The organism is Psychromonas sp. SP041 (assembly GCF_000470315.2).
In the GTDB taxonomy this organism is placed as follows: Bacteria; Pseudomonadota; Gammaproteobacteria; order Enterobacterales; family Psychromonadaceae; genus Psychromonas.
Genome location: NZ_CBRF02000046.1, coordinates 1 through 17,006 on the forward strand (window position 1 = coordinate 1; position 17,006 = coordinate 17,006).

Below are 17,006 nucleotides of genomic sequence, written 5' to 3' on the forward strand. Positions count from 1 at the left end.
GAAGATGTTAAGCATTTTATTTTACCCAAAAAAAGAAAACACCGAACGTTTTCACGTTCAGTGCTCTATATTCCATCTAGATATCCGTTAAGATATAAGCCTAAAATCTCTTAACCGAACGGCATTGAATCATGTTGATTGGCATTTTTGATCCTGCTTTTTATTTAAAGCTATAAGAAAATGACTGTTTACTCGACACTTTCTCTTGGCCTTCTAGTGCTGGCATAAATCGCTCTCGTGCAATAAAACTTAACACTTCCTTGTCTAGCATTTCGTGACCACTCGATTGAATAATCTTCGCCTCTTTAGTTGAACCACTGACGGTTACCGTCATATTGGCAACCACTTGTCCTTTTTGGTGCTGTAAAGCGGCTTGCTTTGGATAAGAAGGCGTTTTTCCTGATACTGCAGTTGCTTGTGGTAATAAATTACCTTGTTTTGCCATTGAAGTATTAATTGCATCTGACTTAGGTTTGAAAACGCGTTTAGTGGCACTATTTGAATTACGTTGTGTTGGTGTCGATGTTTTATTTTGAGAACTCGTTGTATTTAATGATACTATTTTTTGATTCGTTTTATTAGCTGTATCCTTGGGCTGTGTATTTCTTTTTATTTCACCACTTGCTTTACCATTTACTTCACTATGAGCTTTACTTTTTTTTGCGACTACAAGTTCAGGCAAATTTACCAAGTTTTGTTTAAATATATGTTCCTTTAGCAGAGAAACTTCACTTGAGTTATGAGTTTTAATACTCTTACTATCGCCTTTTTTAGGCTGTAACTTATTAATTTCAAATCCAGTTTCAACTTCAACTTCAACTTCAACTTCAGTTTTTTTAACTTCTTTTTTTAATACTGCAGTTTCAGCTATTAAATCTATTTTAGTTTCTTGCGGTAATGTGGTTGATGTCGTAATTAAAGTTGTATTAGTTGCTTGATTGACCGCTGTAGGTGTTACGGCAGGGGAAGGTTTCACTACATTTGATTGAGATTGAGATTGAGATTGTGTTATCTCTTTAATCTTTAATTGTGTTGATACAGCAACGTGTTCTTTTGTTTTTATAACTGGCTGTGTCGATTCAATAGCAAGATCATTTGAAGGAGAAGGGCCATGAAAGTAAAAAAACAAATAATGTAATAATAAACTTAAAACAATAAATGGAAAATAATAATAAGAATTTTTCATAATCTATTTCTACCTGCGTATTACTTTTCAGTTTAAAAGGCTTGTTTATTTCACTATCGCTGTCGATTCAGCGTCGGTTAGCAACGGCTTATTTTCAATGTCTGCTAGCTTATTCTCAGAAGCTGCCAATTCATGGTCGGTTGCTAACGGCTTATCTTCAATATCTGTTAGCTTATTTTCAGAAACTGCCGATTCAGCGTCGGTTACTAACGGCTTATCTTCAATATCTTCTCGCTTATTCTTAGAAGCTACCAATTCATAGTCGGTTACTAACGGCTTATCTTCAATGTCTGTTAGCTTATTTTCAGAAACTGTCGATTCAGCGTCGGTTACCAATGGTTCATCTTGAATGTTTGCTAGCTTATCTTTAGAAATCACTAGTTCATCCTCAATAGAGGTTGATGCTTCTTCAGTCGATAGTATTTTTTTATCATACATTTCAGCGATCGATAAAGAAGATACTCGTTTGATGTCTTCTGTTTGCTCATGAAGAGAAACGTTTACTTCGCCTGTTTCTTCTGAAAATTCATAATGATAAGGCATGTGTGTTTGTTCTGATACTGACTTGCTTAAGTATTCTTCACTTTCCTCACTAATCGCCTTGTTATCTTGTTTCTCCATCGTATTTAAATTTTCTGTTACGTTATTTTTGATTAAGTTCTTTTGCTGGCAAACGTGATCAAACTGACTGCGTACACTTTCTAAATGCAACGTTACTTTGTGAATTTGGATACGAAAGAATTGTTGAGGAATTAAAGCAAATAATAAAATAATTAAACTAACAGCAATCGGAATTAAAGATTCTGTGACTGCTTTAAGTAACACCACTGTATTTTCATTGTTCTCGATGCTTATGACACTAAAAGTGTTTATAAGGCTTATTAAGGCTCCTAATATACCTAAAATAGGCGTTATTATTATTGTGCTATGTAAAAAAGTTTGGCCTTTAGACAGTAAGCTTATTTGTTTTTTTGAATCGGAAAACATTTTCTCTTTAGGTGAGAAAGGCAATATTGAAATCGATTCTCTAAGTATTGTTAATGCGGGCGTGTCTAGCTTTTGACAAGCTAATAATGCATCTGTTTTTTGTTGTTGATATAAAGCGGCAAAACACTCTTGTAAAAAAAATCGTTCTTTTTGGCGATGATAAATAATCCAAAAACATACTCGCTCTAAAACAACAATAGTGATTAAAAAAGAGATGAAGAGCAAAGACCACATTATAAAACCACCAGCTTGAAACCAAGGCGGCATGTTTTGAGTTATAGGATCTAATAACGAGAGAAAATGAGATTGGGGCATACTTGTGGTGGTGCTCATTGGCCGTTGCTTCCTAGCATAAAATGAAAAGTTTAATGTATGGTGAGGATATTTTCATCCTCAGTTCATTTAATTTCAATATGTATTAAACGATATTCTTCCAATCAATATCGTTTTCATCAAGACGTTCATTAGCAATATAATGTAAATGATAGTGACTGTCGATTTTCTCTTCATTTGATGGGTTTAAGTGCATATCTTGACCATTTTTATGTTTGCTAAAACCTAATAAAATCATGTTGTAACGATGCTTAAAAGCATCAAATAATTGCCCAAAACTGATCTCTTGTTCTAACTTAGGCACTAAACAACTATATAATGTTGCGCCATTTAATGTGGAAAGTAGTCTTTCTGTCACTTGGCTTGAGCCAGGATCTTGCATGCTTCTTACCATCATTTGTGCACTGTTATCGATGCTACACTCTATATTGGGGCAATGCATTTTTAATAACTTAGCTTTAGTCTCATCAAAAAAATGGGCTGTAATATTGGCACTTTTATCTGTAAACGTAGCAATACTCAATGCAATAGATAATGTTTCATCATCTGACTTTCCATCGATAATAATACGTTTCGCTTGTTGTAAAGCAATTCGCTCAAGTTCTTTTACATCTGAAAAAGTACTTAATTTAGCAAATGAAACTTCGTCTACTTCTGGTAGTGGGTTTTTTATATCTTCAGTGACACAGAGTAAGATTTGACGATCTTGGCGTTTTTTATCACCTAAAATTAATTGCACTATTTGCTTAGTAGAATATTCATCCCAACATAGTAAAAGAATGTGATCTGTTAAGTCTGAGAAGTCATTACTACCGTTCATGTTTTTTCTCGCTATATCAATAAATAGTTGAGTTGTTTTACCAATGAATGCGGCAAATACGATCAAACCCGATGGGATTTGCCAAAGTGCGACAATTAATTTCCCAAAGTCTGTTACTGGGCTAAAGTCACCAAATCCAACGGTCGAAACAACCACCATGTTGTAATAAATAAATTGAATCGGGTGAGCTATTAATTCAATTTCACCCGCCAAGAGAAGTAATAAATAAGTAATCGTAGCTTGTAACAACATCAAGGTAAGCATTGCTGGCCAACTTACGTTCCGCATTAACTTATGTACAACCTTTGCTAATTTCAATGAAGATATTAAGGGCATCATATAATATGCTTACTGATTATTTGTATGTGATAAAAAGTATCGATATGCAGGGTTCAGTGTTTCATCTTTATAGTTGTAACCTAGAGCATCTAAGTGTTGACTAAATTCTGCTACTTGTGATTCATCGACTTCAAATCCCGCTAAAACTTGTCCGTATGCCGCACCGTGGTTTCGGTAATGGAACAAAGTAATATTGGCATGCATACCTAATAGATTTAAAAACTTAAGTAATGCGTTAGGGTGCTCTGGAAATTCGAAGCTATACAAACGTTCGGTCAACTGCTGAGAAGGCACACCGCCAACCATATAACGCACATGTAGTTTAGCGGTTTCATCTTGGCTTAGATCGGTAACAGAATAGCCTGCAATAGATAACTTATCCGTTAAACTAGTTAATTCATCAATGCCTTGTGGTGTTCTCACACCAACAAAAATATTAGCTTGTTTGCTATCACTATAACGATAATTAAACTCTGTGATTGCACGCCCATCAAGCTTATTACAAAAGGCTAAAAATGCTCCTTGTTGCTCAGGGATAGTGACGGCTAAAATACTTTCGTTATGCTCGCCTAATTCACATCTTTCTGAGACATAACGTAAACCATGAAAGTTAACATTGGCACCACTTAAAATAGCGGCTAAACGTTGATCTTTTATTTGATGTTGTTGAGCGTATTTCTTTAAACCAGCCAAGGATAGAGCACCTGCGGGCTCTGCAATCGCACGTGTATCATCAAAAATATCCTTTACTGCAGCACAGATTTCATCACTACTCACAGTAACAACATCGTCAATATATTGCTGGCACAAACGGAATGTTTCTTGGCCAATTGTTTTTACCGCCACACCATCTGCAAATAAACCTACTTTTGGTAATGTAACTGGTTTACCTGCGGCTAATGCTGCTTTTAAACAAGCCGCATCTTCAGGCTCTACTGCAATCACTTGAATGTGTGGCAATAGTTGTTTGATATAAACAGCGATACCTGCTGCTAAGCCACCACCGCCAACAGGTACAAATATTTTGTCTAGGTGAGCATCTTGTTGTAAAAGCTCTTTCCCTACTGTTCCTTGCCCTGCAATAATATCTGGATCATCAAAAGGGTGGATCAAGGTATAACCGTGCTCTTTTGCTAAGGCTAATGAATAAGCGTTTGCAGCGTCAAAAGAGTCACCTGTTAAGACAACCGTTGCACCAAAGCTACGTACAGAACTAACTTTAATATCTGGCGTCGTTTTAGGCATAACGATGGTTGCCTTTACACCCATTTTTTGTGCTGACAAGGCTAAACCTTGCGCATGGTTGCCTGCTGATGCGGCAATAACACCATTTTTTTTCTGCTGTTCACTCAGGCTTGATAGCTTATTGTAAGCGCCGCGTAATTTGAATGAATGTACTGGCTGTAAGTCTTCGCGTTTCAATAATATGTGATTATCTAAACGTGAAGATAACTTATTTAAAGGTTGTAATTTAGTTTCGATAGCCGCTTCATAAACTGGTGCTAATAAGATCTTTTTTAAATACTGTTCACTCGATATGTTTGACATTACAACCCTTGCTTTTATTTTTTTATTTAAGTTTTTATATCACTATTTTATTTAGCTATTTTTATTTAAACTTTTATTCTGCGTCTTTTTTTACTGTTTGCTTTACCGTTGCAAATAACTCACCTAAACGCGTAACGCTTGAAGGAGCTAGATCTTCACTAAACTCAATACTGTCTTTAGGGAATAAAGCGACAATTGTACTGCCTAGTTTAAAACGACCCATTTCAGCCCCTTTTTCTAAGATGATGTCTTGATCTTGGTAATCCCAGTATTGAAGCTCTTTATTTTTTTGTGCTTTTAATGTGCCTTCCCAAACTGTTTCAATACTACCAACAATGGTTGCGCCCACAAGAACCATTGCCATAGGACCAATCGCCGTTGAGAAAATAGCAACCGCTCGTTCATTACGTGCAAATAAATTAGGAACATTTTGCGCTGTTAGTGGGTTAACTGAAAACAAGTCACCCGGAATAAAGATCATTTGTTCCAATTTACCTGTCATTGGCATGTGAATACGGTGGTAATCTTTAGGTGCTAGATAAACCGTTGAAAAAATGCCGTCATCAAAAGGCGCTGCAACATCATCACGTCCACCTAATAATTCTCGCAAGCTAAAATCATGTCCTTTAGCTTGAAAGATACGACCTGATTTAATATCACCTTGTTGACTGACACAACCATCAACTGGCGTCGCTAGGTTCTGCTCACCCTCAACAATAGAGCGTACATCTTCTTTTAATTCACGAGTAAAGAAGTCGTTAAAGGTCGAAAAATCTGAAGGTTCTGAATGCTTTGCTTCACTCATATCTATTTTGAATTTTTTAATAAATTTGGTAATTAAAAAAGTCGTAAATTTACCCATTTTAGCATTAGCTAATTTACCAGCGATGAAAGTCACCGCATGCTTAGGTAAAATATATTGGCCAATAATTTTTAGTTTATCGCTCATCTTAAAACTCTCTATTTTTAATGTTGTGAGTGTTGTTATTATTCTTTTATCACTGTAATTAATATTATGTTGCTAGCGTCTAGCATTTATATACAAGCCACTTATCACTATTGTTAGTCTGTGTTGCTTATTAATATCATGAACTGCTGTGTTTAATAAACGTTAGGATCTCGATGACGGGCATTTTTAGCATCATCCATGGTTTCTAAAATACGTAAGAAACTTTTAAAACGAGCGTTATCTATATGTCCCTCTTCAACAGCTTCAACTAATGCACATCCTGGGTCTGCTTGGTGTTTACAATCACGGAAACGGCAATCACCTAAGTATTCTCTGAACTCTATAAAACCACTGGCAATACGTTCTGCTTCTAAATGCCAAAGTGAAAACTCTCGAATTCCAGGGCTATCGATTAAATCACCACCATCGCTGAAATGATATAAGCGAGCTGTTGTTGTTGTATGTTTACCGAGACCTGAGCCTTCAGATATTTCACCCGTTACAGCTTCTACTTCAGGTAATAACATGTTCAATAATGAGGTTTTACCCACACCTGATTGTCCAACAAAGATATTGATTTTGTCTTTCATGACTGACTTTAAGTCGTCTAAACCTGTACCGTGCATTGAGCTATAGAGAACGTGATAGCCAATATCACGATAGCTTTGTAATTCTTTATCAATTATTTTTGCTGACTCATCATCTAATAAATCCACTTTATTTAAAACGATAATCGGTGTGATGCCGATATCTTCGCAGGCGACTAAGTAGCGGTCAATAATATTACGAGAAAATTCAGGGGCGATAGAGCTTACAATAATGATGTGGTCGATATTAGCGGCAATTGGCTTAATACCATCATAATAGTCTGGACGTGTTAATACCGTTTTACGCGGATGTACCGCTTCGATAACACCACTAATACCTTGATGTGATTCTTTACCTGCTCGCCATACCACTCGATCACCAGTCACGAGGGAGCGGATCGAACGACGTAGAGTACAGCGTTCTACTTTACCTTCTTGATCTTCAATATCAGCGTGCTGGCCAAATCGACTGACGACTAAACCTTCCAGTTGTGGACCCAGTTCAGACTCATCCCATTGTTTATCGTTTTTAGGTGTTAAGCGTTTATTGTGATTGCTTTGAACACGACGAATTTGGTTTTTGCTGAGTTTTTTCTTCTTAGTCACAGGCTTCCTTTGCTACACTGGCGATTTGAATGGCGTATCATACTATATTTTCCACATAATTAAGCTATTCATCAATAGAAAAGGGCGGTTATCAATATGAACAAAAATAATTTGGTATGGATTGATTTAGAAATGACGGGATTAAATCCTGATAGCGATAAAATTATTGAAATTGCAACGATTGTGACAGACAGCGATTTAAATATTTTAGCTGAAGGTCCACAGTTTGTTATCCATCAAAGCGATGCAGCATTAGATGCAATGGATGAGTGGTGTACAGAACATCACGGTAATTCAGGTTTAACGGCTCGAGTGAAAGCAAGTCAAATTAGTTGCGCACAAGCAGAGCAAGAGACATTAGCCTTTTTACAAGAGTGGGTTCCTGCTGGTGCAGCGCCGTTATGTGGTAACAGCATTGGGCAAGATCGTCGTTTTATGGTTAAACATATGCCAACGTTAGAAGCTTTTTTCCATTATCGCAATATTGATGTCAGCACAGTAAAAGAATTAGGTCGTCGTTGGGCGCCGGAAATGGTTGAAGCTCATAAAAAAACAGGAACGCATTTAGCGTTACAAGATATTAAAGAGTCGATTTCTGAATTGCAGCATTACCAAAAGCATTTTTTCAGCTATTAGGTTGGTTTTTGAGCAAGCTTTTTAGGATTTGTTTAAAAACTCTACATACAAGCTTTGTTGAGACTAAAATAGCTAAAAAAAGCTTGCAATCATTAACGCCATCTCTATAATTCGCACCTCGTAACTAGCAGGTATTACCAAGTACCTTTTTTCTTTATAAGAAAGTTTGTTACAGGAAAATGTGATGCGGTACTAGCTCAGTTGGTAGAGCACGACCTTGCCAAGGTCGGGGTCACGAGTTCGAGTCTCGTGTACCGCTCCAATTTTATAAGTTGTTTTTTAAATATCTTATGATTTATTTTTCCAAATAGTTTTATATGAAGCGGTACTAGCTCAGTTGGTAGAGCACGACCTTGCCAAGGTCGGGGTCACGAGTTCGAGTCTCGTGTACCGCTCCAAATTTTGAAGATGTATGTGCTCTTTGGGCGCAACCTTGACTTACTAAGAGCCGGGGTCATGAATTTTAGTCTCGTGTACCGCTCCAAACTACATATATAAAACTAAATTATGAAGCGGTACTAGCTCAGTTGGTAGAGCACGACCTTGCCAAGGTCGGGGTCACGAGTTCGAGTCTCGTGTACCGCTCCAAATTTCATATCAACACTTCTAAATAAATTAAATTATCTAAACTATAAAGACCTTGCCAATTAAGAGCTGGGGTCATGCGTTTTTTTAGTCTCGTGTACCGCTCCAAATTTCATATCAATACTTCTAAATAAATTCAATTATCTAAACTATAAAGACCTTGCCAATTAAGAGCTGGGGTCATGCGTTTTTTTAGTCTCGTGTACCGCTCCAAATTTCATATCAACACTTCTAAATAAATTCAATTATCTAAACTATAAAGACCTTGCAAATTAAGAGCTGAGGTCATGCGTTTTTTTAGTCTCGTGTACCGCTCCAAATTTCCTATCGATACTTTTTCAAATTTCCTATCGATACTTTTTCAAGTTTCTAAACAAATTCAATTATCTAAATTATCAAAACCTTTCCAATTAAGAGCTGGAGTCATGTTTTTTTAGTCTCGTGTACCACTCCAAATTTCATATCAATACTTTTTTAACCTTCTAAATAAATTCAATTATCTAAATTATCAAGAGCTTGCCGATTAAAAGTGGTATTCATGTTTTAGGTTCGAGCATACGATTTGGAGTTTCTCTCTAATTAAATATGCTTCTTTTAAATCATCTTTATTTTTCTTTTGGTAAAGCAAAGGTGACTAATTGCGGGCTATGGTCTGAGGCAATGGTGGAGATACTTTGTGCTTTAATCAGCGTTAATCCTCGATAAAAAACATGATCTAAAGGCAGTCCGAATACGATCAGGCGCTTATCTTTAGTAAACTGTGTTTCATTAAAGCCTGCGTTTACTAATGTATCGATGATCTCCGTTGTACGGTCTTCACTCCAAGTATTAAAATCACCACTGATAAGAATAGGCCCTTTATGTTGCTTAATCAGCTGTAAGTAAGGGGTCACTTGTGCTTTTAATGGTTCGGCAGTAAAGGTGAAGTTCACCCCGTGTAAATTGATTAATAATAATGACTCTTTTGAATTAATGGGCGATGAGTTTCCAAGTATTGCATCAGCCATTGGGTAAATTGTTGCAATGCCTGTCTTAGGTACCATCGTCCAAGGTTCTGGGTATCGAGTACCGCAAGCTTGTGAAGCTTGTACTCGACTAAATGTATTTACACCATAGCTTTCATCTTTATAGTTAAAAGCGATATTTTGAAAATATGTAAGTTGTTGTTGCTGACTGAAATCGATTAATGCTTGATCATATTTAGCTTCTTGTAATGTCATTAAATCTGCTTGAGAAGCCCATTCATTTAATTTTGCAGACCATTGTGGGTTCTGTTGTTTATAAATATTCCAGTTTAATAATGAAAATGTATCCGGTAGGTAATTATTTTTTTGATTTACCTGAATATCGGCTAATGCAGGACAAGTAGAGAAGTGATGTTTTTGCTGCTGATCTACCAATGTCATTTTCAATGGACTTTGTGGTAAAAAGTGAGATAAAAACAGTATTGCTAAAAGTATTAACAGACTAAATAAAATGCTCTTTTTTAATCGTGATGAGGAAAGGTAGCGTTTGATGATGAATTTCCTTAAGTGTTTTTATTTGGCAAAGTGCCTATCTGTTCGATAAATACCCGTCTATATTAATGAAATGTGATATTAATTCTCCTGACGTTATGTTGTTATTGATAGCTACTGTCTATACAGGGTATATTGCACTTACGATTAACGTAATTCAAGGAGCTATTATGCCATTAGAAAGAACACTTTCCATGATTAAACCCGATGCTGTTAGTAAACAACTTACAGGCACTATTTTACAACGTTTTGAAAGTGCAAAGTTCACTATCGTTGCTGCAAAAATGATGCAGTTAACAAGAGAGCAAGCTGAAGGTTTTTATGCAGAGCATGAAGGTAGAGAATTTTATGAACCACTTGTTGAATTCATGACATCTGGACCTACTATGCTGTTAGTTTTACAAGGTGAGGATATTATTCCTGCATACCGTGAATTAATCGGTAAAACGGACCCAACTCAAGCTGCACCTGGTACTATCCGTGCTGACTTTGCAGAATCAACTCGTTATAACGCGGTTCATGGTTCAGATAGTCCTGAATCTGCGGCTCGTGAGATTGCTTACTTTTTTGTAGATGACGAAATTTGTGCACCTGCAGTAAGCTAATCAATATTATTAATAAAAATAAATACCCCAAGTAACTCATTAAGAAGTAAAGGCAATTATGAATGAAGTGATCATGTTGATGGAGCAAGTCCCATCTTTTTATTTTGGTCTGGTTTTAGTATTAGGCTTATTGGTTGGTTCATTTTTAAATGTCGTGATTTATCGTTTACCGGTAATGATGCAAAGAAGTTGGGAAGCTGAATGTGCTGAATGTTTCCCCGATGCGAATATTAAGGTCGATGAATCTACTTTTAACTTAGTTTTACCTCGATCTCGCTGTCCTAAATGCAGCCATTTAATTGGTTCATTGGAAAATATTCCATTAGTGAGTTGGTTACTGCAAAAAGGTCGCTGTAAACATTGTGACTGTAAAATCCCTGCTCGTTATCCAAGTATAGAACTGCTGACTGGATTGATGTCATTAGCGGTTGCTTACATTATTCCTTTTGGATGGCCTGTCTTTTTTGCATTAATTTTTACTTGGGTACTGATCAGCCTAACCTTTATTGATTTTGATACCATGCTATTGCCGGATCAGTTGACGTTACCGTTAATGTGGTTAGGTTTATTAATTAACATGTCAGGGACCTTTATTGGTTTGCAAGATGCTGTTTTAGGTGCTGTTTTTGGTTATTTAACATTGTGGTCTATTTACTGGGCCTTTAAGTTATTAACAGGCAAAGAGGGCATGGGATACGGTGATTTTAAATTACTGGCAGCACTTGGTGCTTGGTTTGGATGGCAAGCTTTACCACTCATTATCATCTTATCTTCATTCGCTGGTGCAATCATTGGTATTGCAGTGATTGTTGCATCAAAAGATAAACAAAGCAGACCTTTACCGTTTGGTCCTTATTTAGCGATCGCCGGTTGGATTTATTTAGTTTATGGCGTTGAATTAACCACGTTATATTACTCATTTATTTTGTAAACTAGGTGTTTTGAAGTGATGTTCTCTTTGCATACGGGTAATACTGAACCAAATGAATAAAGTATATGAGTCAAGGTAATGAATGATAAAAGCAGTGTGGCAGCATCAACCGACCATTATACAGATCAAGATTGGATGCAATATGCTTTAGCACTTGCTGATAAAGCTGAGGCCGTTGGTGAAATCCCTGTGGGCGCTGTTTTAGTCAAAGATAATCAAGTGGTTGGTGAAGGCTGGAATCTCTCTATATTAGAGCACAATGCTTGTGCTCATGCGGAAATTATTGCAATAGGTAATGCAGGTAAAGCACTGCAAAACTACCGTCTTATTGATTGTACTTTATATGTGACTTTAGAGCCTTGCCCAATGTGCGCAGGAGCAATCGTTCATGCTCGCATTAAACGTTTAGTATATGGTGCTGGCGACTATAAAACAGGCGCTGCAGGCAGTGTATTTAATTTAGTCTGCCATGATAATTTGAACCATCAAGTCGACGTGACATCTGGTATTTACGATGAGCAATGTGCTAATAAAATAAGTGATTTTTTTAAACGTCGCCGTAAAGAAAAAAAAGCCCTTAAAAAGGTAAGCCAAGGAGAAAAAGAAAATGTCTAGCAAAGTCATTAATTTTGAAATTGAAAAAGAAACTAAAAATAGTGTTCGTTATAAGGAAGTACCTGAAGAGGGTACCGCTCCAATCGTGGGTAGTTTGTACGTGCAAAAATGGTTTGCAGGTAATAGTAAGAATATTCAAGTGACTATTGAAAAGAAAGACTAACTTAAAGTCATTCTTTTCATTTTATTTAGCTATTTTTAATGCGGCAGGTTCAACTCTGAAGTGCTGTCTAGCTATTCTTAGTTCTATTTATCTATTCTTAGCTCTATTTATCTATACGTACCGATGTTTAGTTTAATAAGCTTTTAGGATTGTTTCTAGTAAAGCTAGCAATATTGCTTGTCGACAAATTTATAAACTCTTTTTCTGGAATAACCTTAGACCAATGGTACCCTTGGCCACTATCGCATTGTAATGCTTTTAATAGGTTCGCCACTTCCTCGCTTTCAACCCCTTCGGCAACCGTCCGTAAAGAGAGACCTTTTGCCATCTGAATGATTGCTGTCACCAACGCTTTATTTTTAGGGTTATGTTCAATATCTTTGACAAAGGTTCTATCAATTTTAAGCACTTCGATTTCAAATTCTTGTAGATAGCTTAAGTTTGAATATCCCGTCCCAAAATCGTCAATAGAGAAACTAACACCAAGATCACTTAAGTATGTAACGGTTTGTTTTAGTTCGACTGAGTTATCAATGAGTAATGACTCTGTCATTTCAAGTTCTAAGTGCTTTGCCGGTAAATTGCTATTTTTAAGTGCTGAATGGACCGTTTGAGCAAAGTTATTACGTTTTAATTGCTGAGAAGAAACATTTACCGCAATGGAAAATTCACTAAAGCCAAGTTCAATAAATGATTTACAAGACGTACATGCGGATTGTAAAACCCACTCGCCAATTTCTACAATCAATCCTGATTTTTCTGCTTGAGGAATGAATGAGTCAGGAAAAATTAAGCCTTTTTTAGGGTGATTCCAGCGAATTAAGGCTTCAGCCCCTATTATTTTTTGTGTTAATAAGTCTATTTGAGGTTGAAAGTAGAGTTCGAACTCTCCTTCTTTTAACGCATTTCTTAAGTCAGTTACAACCGCAATATAGTTATGCCCTTGACGATCCATGTAAGTATTAAAAAAATGAAAGCTATTGCCTCCGATTGATTTTGAATGGTACATGGCAGTATCTGCATTTTGAATTAACGCATCGAAATCGTCGCCATCATTTGGAAAGACGGATATACCAATAGAACAAGTGCAGAATAGTTCATTGTTTTGATATCGAAACGGTGCTCTTATTGCCTTAATAATATTAAGGGCTATTTGAGAAATAATTTCCTCATCTTTTGCTGATTGAAGAATAATGACAAATTCATCTCCTGCAAAGCGACATAAAAAATCCTCACCTTGCATCTCATTACTAAGCCTGTTGGATAACTCTTTCAGTAACTCATCGCCTGCTTTATGCCCTAAGCCATCATTTACTTGTTTGAAGTTATCTATATCGATAAACATTAAACATACTTTTGTTTGCTTAATGTGTTCTTTTGATATCGATTTTTTAAAAATACTATGAGCCATCATCCTGTTAGGGAGGCCTGTTAAAATGTCATGATGTATTAGCTTCTCAATCTTCCTTTTTGATGCAAGAGCTTGTATGTGCTCATCGAATAGTTGATTCCACAACACATGAAAGTCAGAATAAACCATCCAAGAAATATAACTCACTAAGGAAATTATTAACAAAGTCGTTATTGAACTGTCTATATAATTTGTATCTATTTCATTGATATACCAGCCTTGATAGTTACTCAGTGTATTTAATAAAACAGATAACCCCATAAAAACGATTAACGTTATGAATAAGCTCTTATTTCCAACCATTGAGGCCACTATTAAAATGCATGGATAGGCTAATAATATTGGGTCATAAATACCACCATGAGACCACATAAAAAAAGTCGCAAAAATAGTCATGATAGATAGCGCGAACGTAGCGGCAAATTGTACTTTTTGTTGTTTAGCTAAAACATAAACGAGGACTAAGCTAATATTAGTCAGTGTAATTAGAAAAGTATGAAAGTATTCCCCTGCGTATATTTTTTGAATGGATGATAAAAATAAAACGAACTCGACTGCCCAGAGTATCTGAATAAGTCGTTTAGCTTTAATGTTTGAATGTAAGACTTTATTTTTTATCATATTGGATACGTCTTTTAAAATGGCTAGAGAATTCTTATATTATCTTTGAACATTCTGTTTATACCGTGGTGTAATATATTCGCTTAGTCGCAATAGAGATGATCTATTAATGAAAGAATATTTATACCGACACTAATATTTATATGTTTATTTGATTTTTATCGCAAATATTAAGTGCTTAAATGGGGTTTAATTTATATTTGTAGTGTTTTCTTTTGATATTTAACTATTTCTATTTATATATCAATAGTTAAATGGGATAACGATAAGGCTTAATAAGTGTGAAGTGTAGGTTATTAATAGTCAGTTTTCTTCTTTTTATTGGATCTGCATGTTCTATTTTTTTGCGTTATTTATTTTCTAGATAAAAGTGTTAAGACCTTTGCGGGTGATTTATTAAGCCTTGTATTTTAAGCATCGTTTATTAATTATTATGACGAGAAACCATTTATTTATGATGCCGAATAATATCGTTCAATGTCTAACAGTGTTATAGATAATAGGGTAAGAGGAGTGACAGTTGATTTTATCTTTAACCGTAACTGTTGTAAGCGTTATTCTCGCTGCTAAAAACCCTTACAATCGTTACGATTCTTTATCATCGGTTGTTAATGTAGAGCACTACTTATTATTGGTCGCTCTCTTTAAGCTTTTTACGTTCGAAGTAAGTACTGAGTAATGAACCAATTAATGATGTTGCAATGATTAATGCCATGAGTAGGTATTGGTTAAGTGTAAATTGATCACCCACTAATAATAGCCCCATTAAAATTCCTGCTACAGGATTACTGATACCCGCAAAAGTAAATTCTACAACGGTCATTCGGGTCATTAACCAAACATATAAACCATAAGCTAGCATTGTATTAAGCAGTACTAACCAAATTAACCCCATTGCATTGAGTGAGGTAAAGTTCTGTAATACTGACAAATATTGAGCCGGTGCAGATAGTGCGTGAGCAAAGGCAATAATAGTTAATATGCTACCACCGATAATTAACTGCCAGCAAAGTACTGACCACCAATGCATTTTTCCTTTTAAGCCTTGAATAATATTACTGCCAATCACAATACTGGCTAGTGCAGCAATCATGGCAATTAGACCGACGGGATTAAGTGTTAAATTCAAAGGATCAAATAAAAGCCAGGCTAATGTAATTAACGTCATACCTGATATGAACTGTATTTTGCTTGGTTTCTTTTTATGTAATAGCCAGTAATAAAACATGGCAAAAACGGGCAGCGAAACCATTCCTACACCTGATATAGCAGAAGGTAGGGTTTGCGCCATAATAAATAATAAGCCAAAAAAGAGTGCAATATTAATCGACCCTAAACGAACTAAAATAGGCCAATACTTTGCTTCAGGCATACTCGGTTTAAATGCAAGTAATAATAAACCAGCAGGTAAAGCGCGTATCGCACCCAATAATAATGGGGGCCAACCCGGCAGAGAATATTGTGTGACAGCGTAGGTTGTACCCCATAAAAAAGCGGCCAACATAGCCAACATAACATTCATAATTAATTACTCATTACATAAAAGGGTGTGCACTCTGCCTTTGTTTGTTTCTTTTGTACAGTTACTTTGTATAAAGATATTTTTATTTTTTAAGTTCCATGTCTACTTTTCTTTTTATTTTATAAATATGTCGGTTATTTCAAAGGAGAATGGTTAAATAAAATAAGCTGATAAAACAGGTATTAAGAAAGAAAAGTAAGCAGTTAAAGTAAAAAAATAAGGGATAGGTTAAGCGGGAAGTTAAGGTTTTAATCAAAAGTAAGTAAAGAGCTAAGCAGTTATTTACAGGGGCTAAGTCAGCGATTAGAAAGTTTAATCTATTAGTTTTAAGTCATCATTCTTTAATGAATAATTTAAAATGGAACGAATCACAGGTAAAGATTCACTCCCTTACCTGCTATTGGTTTAACAATAGTTCATCATTAATTTACTGAGCTTTTGAACAAAGCGATAAATTTTTCTGTAAATGTACCAACAGGTCGGTACGTCTTAAAATAGCTATTAATTTATCGTCTTTAACAACGGGGAAAAAGTTCTCTGTTTGCTTTTGAGTATTGATTGCCACTTCAGATAAATCTTCGTCTTCATTTAAAAACATAAATTCTTCTGTCATAACGTCATTTACTGTTACTGGTTTATCACAATGGTAAGCGCTAATTAACAACGCTTTTTGACAGTCGATAAGTGACACCATACCAATAAGTTTTTTATTATTATTAACAACAGGTAATTGAGCTTGTTGGCTTGTGACTATGATATGAATTATTTCTGTTAATGGCGTTTTACATTGAATTGTTATTGGTTGTTTACGCATGATTTGTTTAACTGTTTGTTGGCTCATATTCTTACCTTGATCATATTGTTTGGTTTATGAGGTAATAATATTTCAAAAGTTAAAATAGGTAAAGTCGATTGTATTTATCAAGTTGATAGGTTTTATGTTTTCTATTTAGTAAGTTTGGTGGGTTTGATAGGGGGAATTGGATTGATTAGATTAATTGGCTGCTTTAATTGCATTCATTCAATGGAGAGTGTTTGAGGTTAA

General features: G+C 35.6%; 15 protein-coding genes and 3 tRNA genes. 8 read left to right on the forward strand and 10 right to left on the reverse strand.

The window, feature by feature from the left end; translation table 11 throughout:
* Window positions 1-160 precede the first annotated feature (160 nt).
* From SP041_RS18500 to rsgA, 6 genes are all read right to left on the reverse strand, one after another.
* A complete protein-coding gene (locus tag SP041_RS18500; RefSeq protein ID WP_025563618.1) occupies window positions 161-1,186 on the reverse strand; it encodes an energy transducer TonB in 1,026 nt (341 codons plus the stop codon).
* A 45-nt stretch (window positions 1,187-1,231) separates the two neighbouring features.
* Window positions 1,232-2,506 (reverse strand): MotA/TolQ/ExbB proton channel family protein, encoded by a 1,275-nt coding sequence (locus SP041_RS18505; protein ID WP_137297988.1) that lies wholly within the window; start codon window positions 2,504-2,506, stop codon window positions 1,232-1,234.
* A gap of 85 nt (window positions 2,507-2,591) precedes the next feature.
* On the reverse strand, window positions 2,592-3,665 hold the full coding sequence (locus SP041_RS18510; RefSeq protein ID WP_051368481.1) for a potassium channel family protein: 1,074 nt from the start codon (window positions 3,663-3,665) through the stop codon (window positions 2,592-2,594).
* A gap of 9 nt (window positions 3,666-3,674) precedes the next feature.
* Window positions 3,675-5,213 (reverse strand): threonine ammonia-lyase, biosynthetic, encoded by a 1,539-nt coding sequence (ilvA, locus tag SP041_RS18515; protein WP_025563621.1) that lies wholly within the window; start codon window positions 5,211-5,213, stop codon window positions 3,675-3,677.
* A 73-nt stretch (window positions 5,214-5,286) separates the two neighbouring features.
* Entirely contained in the window at window positions 5,287-6,162 is an 876-nt protein-coding gene (gene asd / locus SP041_RS18520) for an archaetidylserine decarboxylase (protein ID WP_025563622.1), read from the reverse strand.
* A gap of 152 nt (window positions 6,163-6,314) precedes the next feature.
* Complete coding sequence (rsgA, locus tag SP041_RS18525; RefSeq protein ID WP_025563623.1) at window positions 6,315-7,355, reverse strand: small ribosomal subunit biogenesis GTPase RsgA; 1,041 nt, start codon at window positions 7,353-7,355, stop codon at window positions 6,315-6,317.
* A gap of 96 nt (window positions 7,356-7,451) precedes the next feature.
* Here rsgA and orn point away from each other — a divergent pair, with 96 nt between their 5' ends.
* The 4 genes from orn (at window position 7,452) to SP041_RS18545 (ending at window position 8,579) form a co-directional block, all read left to right on the forward strand.
* The gene (orn, locus tag SP041_RS18530; protein ID WP_025563624.1) at window positions 7,452-7,991 is read left to right on the forward strand and encodes an oligoribonuclease; all 540 of its coding nucleotides are present in this window, start codon (window positions 7,452-7,454) and stop codon (window positions 7,989-7,991) included.
* Between the two features lie 186 nt (window positions 7,992-8,177).
* Window positions 8,178-8,253, forward strand: a tRNA-Gly gene (locus SP041_RS18535).
* A 60-nt stretch (window positions 8,254-8,313) separates the two neighbouring features.
* A tRNA-Gly gene (locus SP041_RS18540) sits at window positions 8,314-8,389 on the forward strand.
* A gap of 114 nt (window positions 8,390-8,503) precedes the next feature.
* Window positions 8,504-8,579 (forward strand) — tRNA-Gly (locus SP041_RS18545).
* A gap of 602 nt (window positions 8,580-9,181) precedes the next feature.
* On the opposite strand, the gene SP041_RS18550 is transcribed toward SP041_RS18545, so the two are convergent.
* Window positions 9,182-10,096 (reverse strand): endonuclease/exonuclease/phosphatase family protein, encoded by a 915-nt coding sequence (locus SP041_RS18550; RefSeq protein ID WP_346763651.1) that lies wholly within the window; start codon window positions 10,094-10,096, stop codon window positions 9,182-9,184.
* Window positions 10,097-10,263: 167 nt separating this feature from the next.
* Between SP041_RS18550 and ndk the strand changes: the two genes are divergently transcribed.
* From ndk to SP041_RS20920, 4 genes are all read left to right on the forward strand, one after another.
* Complete coding sequence (gene ndk, locus SP041_RS18555; protein WP_025564709.1) at window positions 10,264-10,698, forward strand: nucleoside-diphosphate kinase; 435 nt, start codon at window positions 10,264-10,266, stop codon at window positions 10,696-10,698.
* 58 nt (window positions 10,699-10,756) lie between these two features.
* Window positions 10,757-11,629: an A24 family peptidase gene (locus SP041_RS18560; RefSeq protein ID WP_025564708.1), complete on the forward strand. Its 873-nt coding sequence runs from the start codon at window positions 10,757-10,759 to the stop codon at window positions 11,627-11,629.
* 78 nt (window positions 11,630-11,707) lie between these two features.
* Window positions 11,708-12,244, forward strand: coding sequence for a tRNA adenosine(34) deaminase TadA (tadA, locus tag SP041_RS18565; RefSeq protein WP_025564707.1), 537 nt, complete (start codon window positions 11,708-11,710; stop codon window positions 12,242-12,244).
* On the forward strand, window positions 12,237-12,407 hold the full coding sequence (locus tag SP041_RS20920) for a hypothetical protein (protein WP_170968573.1): 171 nt from the start codon (window positions 12,237-12,239) through the stop codon (window positions 12,405-12,407). Before tadA ends, SP041_RS20920 begins: the two co-directional genes overlap by 8 nt.
* 127 nt (window positions 12,408-12,534) lie before the next feature.
* On the opposite strand, the gene SP041_RS18570 is transcribed toward SP041_RS20920, so the two are convergent.
* The 3 genes from SP041_RS18570 to SP041_RS18580 form a co-directional block, all read right to left on the reverse strand.
* Entirely contained in the window at window positions 12,535-14,439 is a 1,905-nt protein-coding gene (locus SP041_RS18570; protein ID WP_025564706.1) for an EAL domain-containing protein, read from the reverse strand.
* A 628-nt stretch (window positions 14,440-15,067) separates the two neighbouring features.
* Complete coding sequence (locus tag SP041_RS18575) at window positions 15,068-15,961, reverse strand: EamA family transporter (RefSeq protein WP_025564705.1); 894 nt, start codon at window positions 15,959-15,961, stop codon at window positions 15,068-15,070.
* A gap of 427 nt (window positions 15,962-16,388) precedes the next feature.
* A complete protein-coding gene (locus SP041_RS18580) occupies window positions 16,389-16,802 on the reverse strand; it encodes a CBS domain-containing protein (protein WP_025564704.1) in 414 nt (137 codons plus the stop codon).
* Window positions 16,803-17,006 lie beyond the last annotated feature (204 nt).

Bases quoted from the DNA above. Each gene is read 5' to 3' on its own strand.
- ndk (WP_025564709.1), top strand. From the start codon at position 10,264: ATGCCATTAGAAAGAACACTTTCCATGATTAAACCCGATGCTGTTAGT.
- SP041_RS18580 (WP_025564704.1), bottom strand. From the start codon at position 16,802: ATGAGCCAACAAACAGTTAAACAAATCATGCGTAAACAACCAATAACA.
- tadA (WP_025564707.1), top strand. From the start codon at position 11,708: ATGAATGATAAAAGCAGTGTGGCAGCATCAACCGACCATTATACAGAT.
- SP041_RS20920 (WP_170968573.1), top strand. From the start codon at position 12,237: ATGTCTAGCAAAGTCATTAATTTTGAAATTGAAAAAGAAACTAAAAAT.
- SP041_RS18505 (WP_137297988.1), bottom strand. From the start codon at position 2,506: ATGAGCACCACCACAAGTATGCCCCAATCTCATTTTCTCTCGTTATTA.
- asd (WP_025563622.1), bottom strand. From the start codon at position 6,162: ATGAGCGATAAACTAAAAATTATTGGCCAATATATTTTACCTAAGCAT.
- SP041_RS18575 (WP_025564705.1), bottom strand. From the start codon at position 15,961: ATGAATGTTATGTTGGCTATGTTGGCCGCTTTTTTATGGGGTACAACC.
- SP041_RS18570 (WP_025564706.1), bottom strand. From the start codon at position 14,439: ATGATAAAAAATAAAGTCTTACATTCAAACATTAAAGCTAAACGACTT.
- SP041_RS18510 (WP_051368481.1), bottom strand. From the start codon at position 3,665: ATGATGCCCTTAATATCTTCATTGAAATTAGCAAAGGTTGTACATAAG.
- SP041_RS18560 (WP_025564708.1), top strand. From the start codon at position 10,757: ATGAATGAAGTGATCATGTTGATGGAGCAAGTCCCATCTTTTTATTTT.
- SP041_RS18500 (WP_025563618.1), bottom strand. From the start codon at position 1,186: ATGAAAAATTCTTATTATTATTTTCCATTTATTGTTTTAAGTTTATTA.
- ilvA (WP_025563621.1), bottom strand. From the start codon at position 5,213: ATGTCAAACATATCGAGTGAACAGTATTTAAAAAAGATCTTATTAGCA.
- orn (WP_025563624.1), top strand. From the start codon at position 7,452: ATGAACAAAAATAATTTGGTATGGATTGATTTAGAAATGACGGGATTA.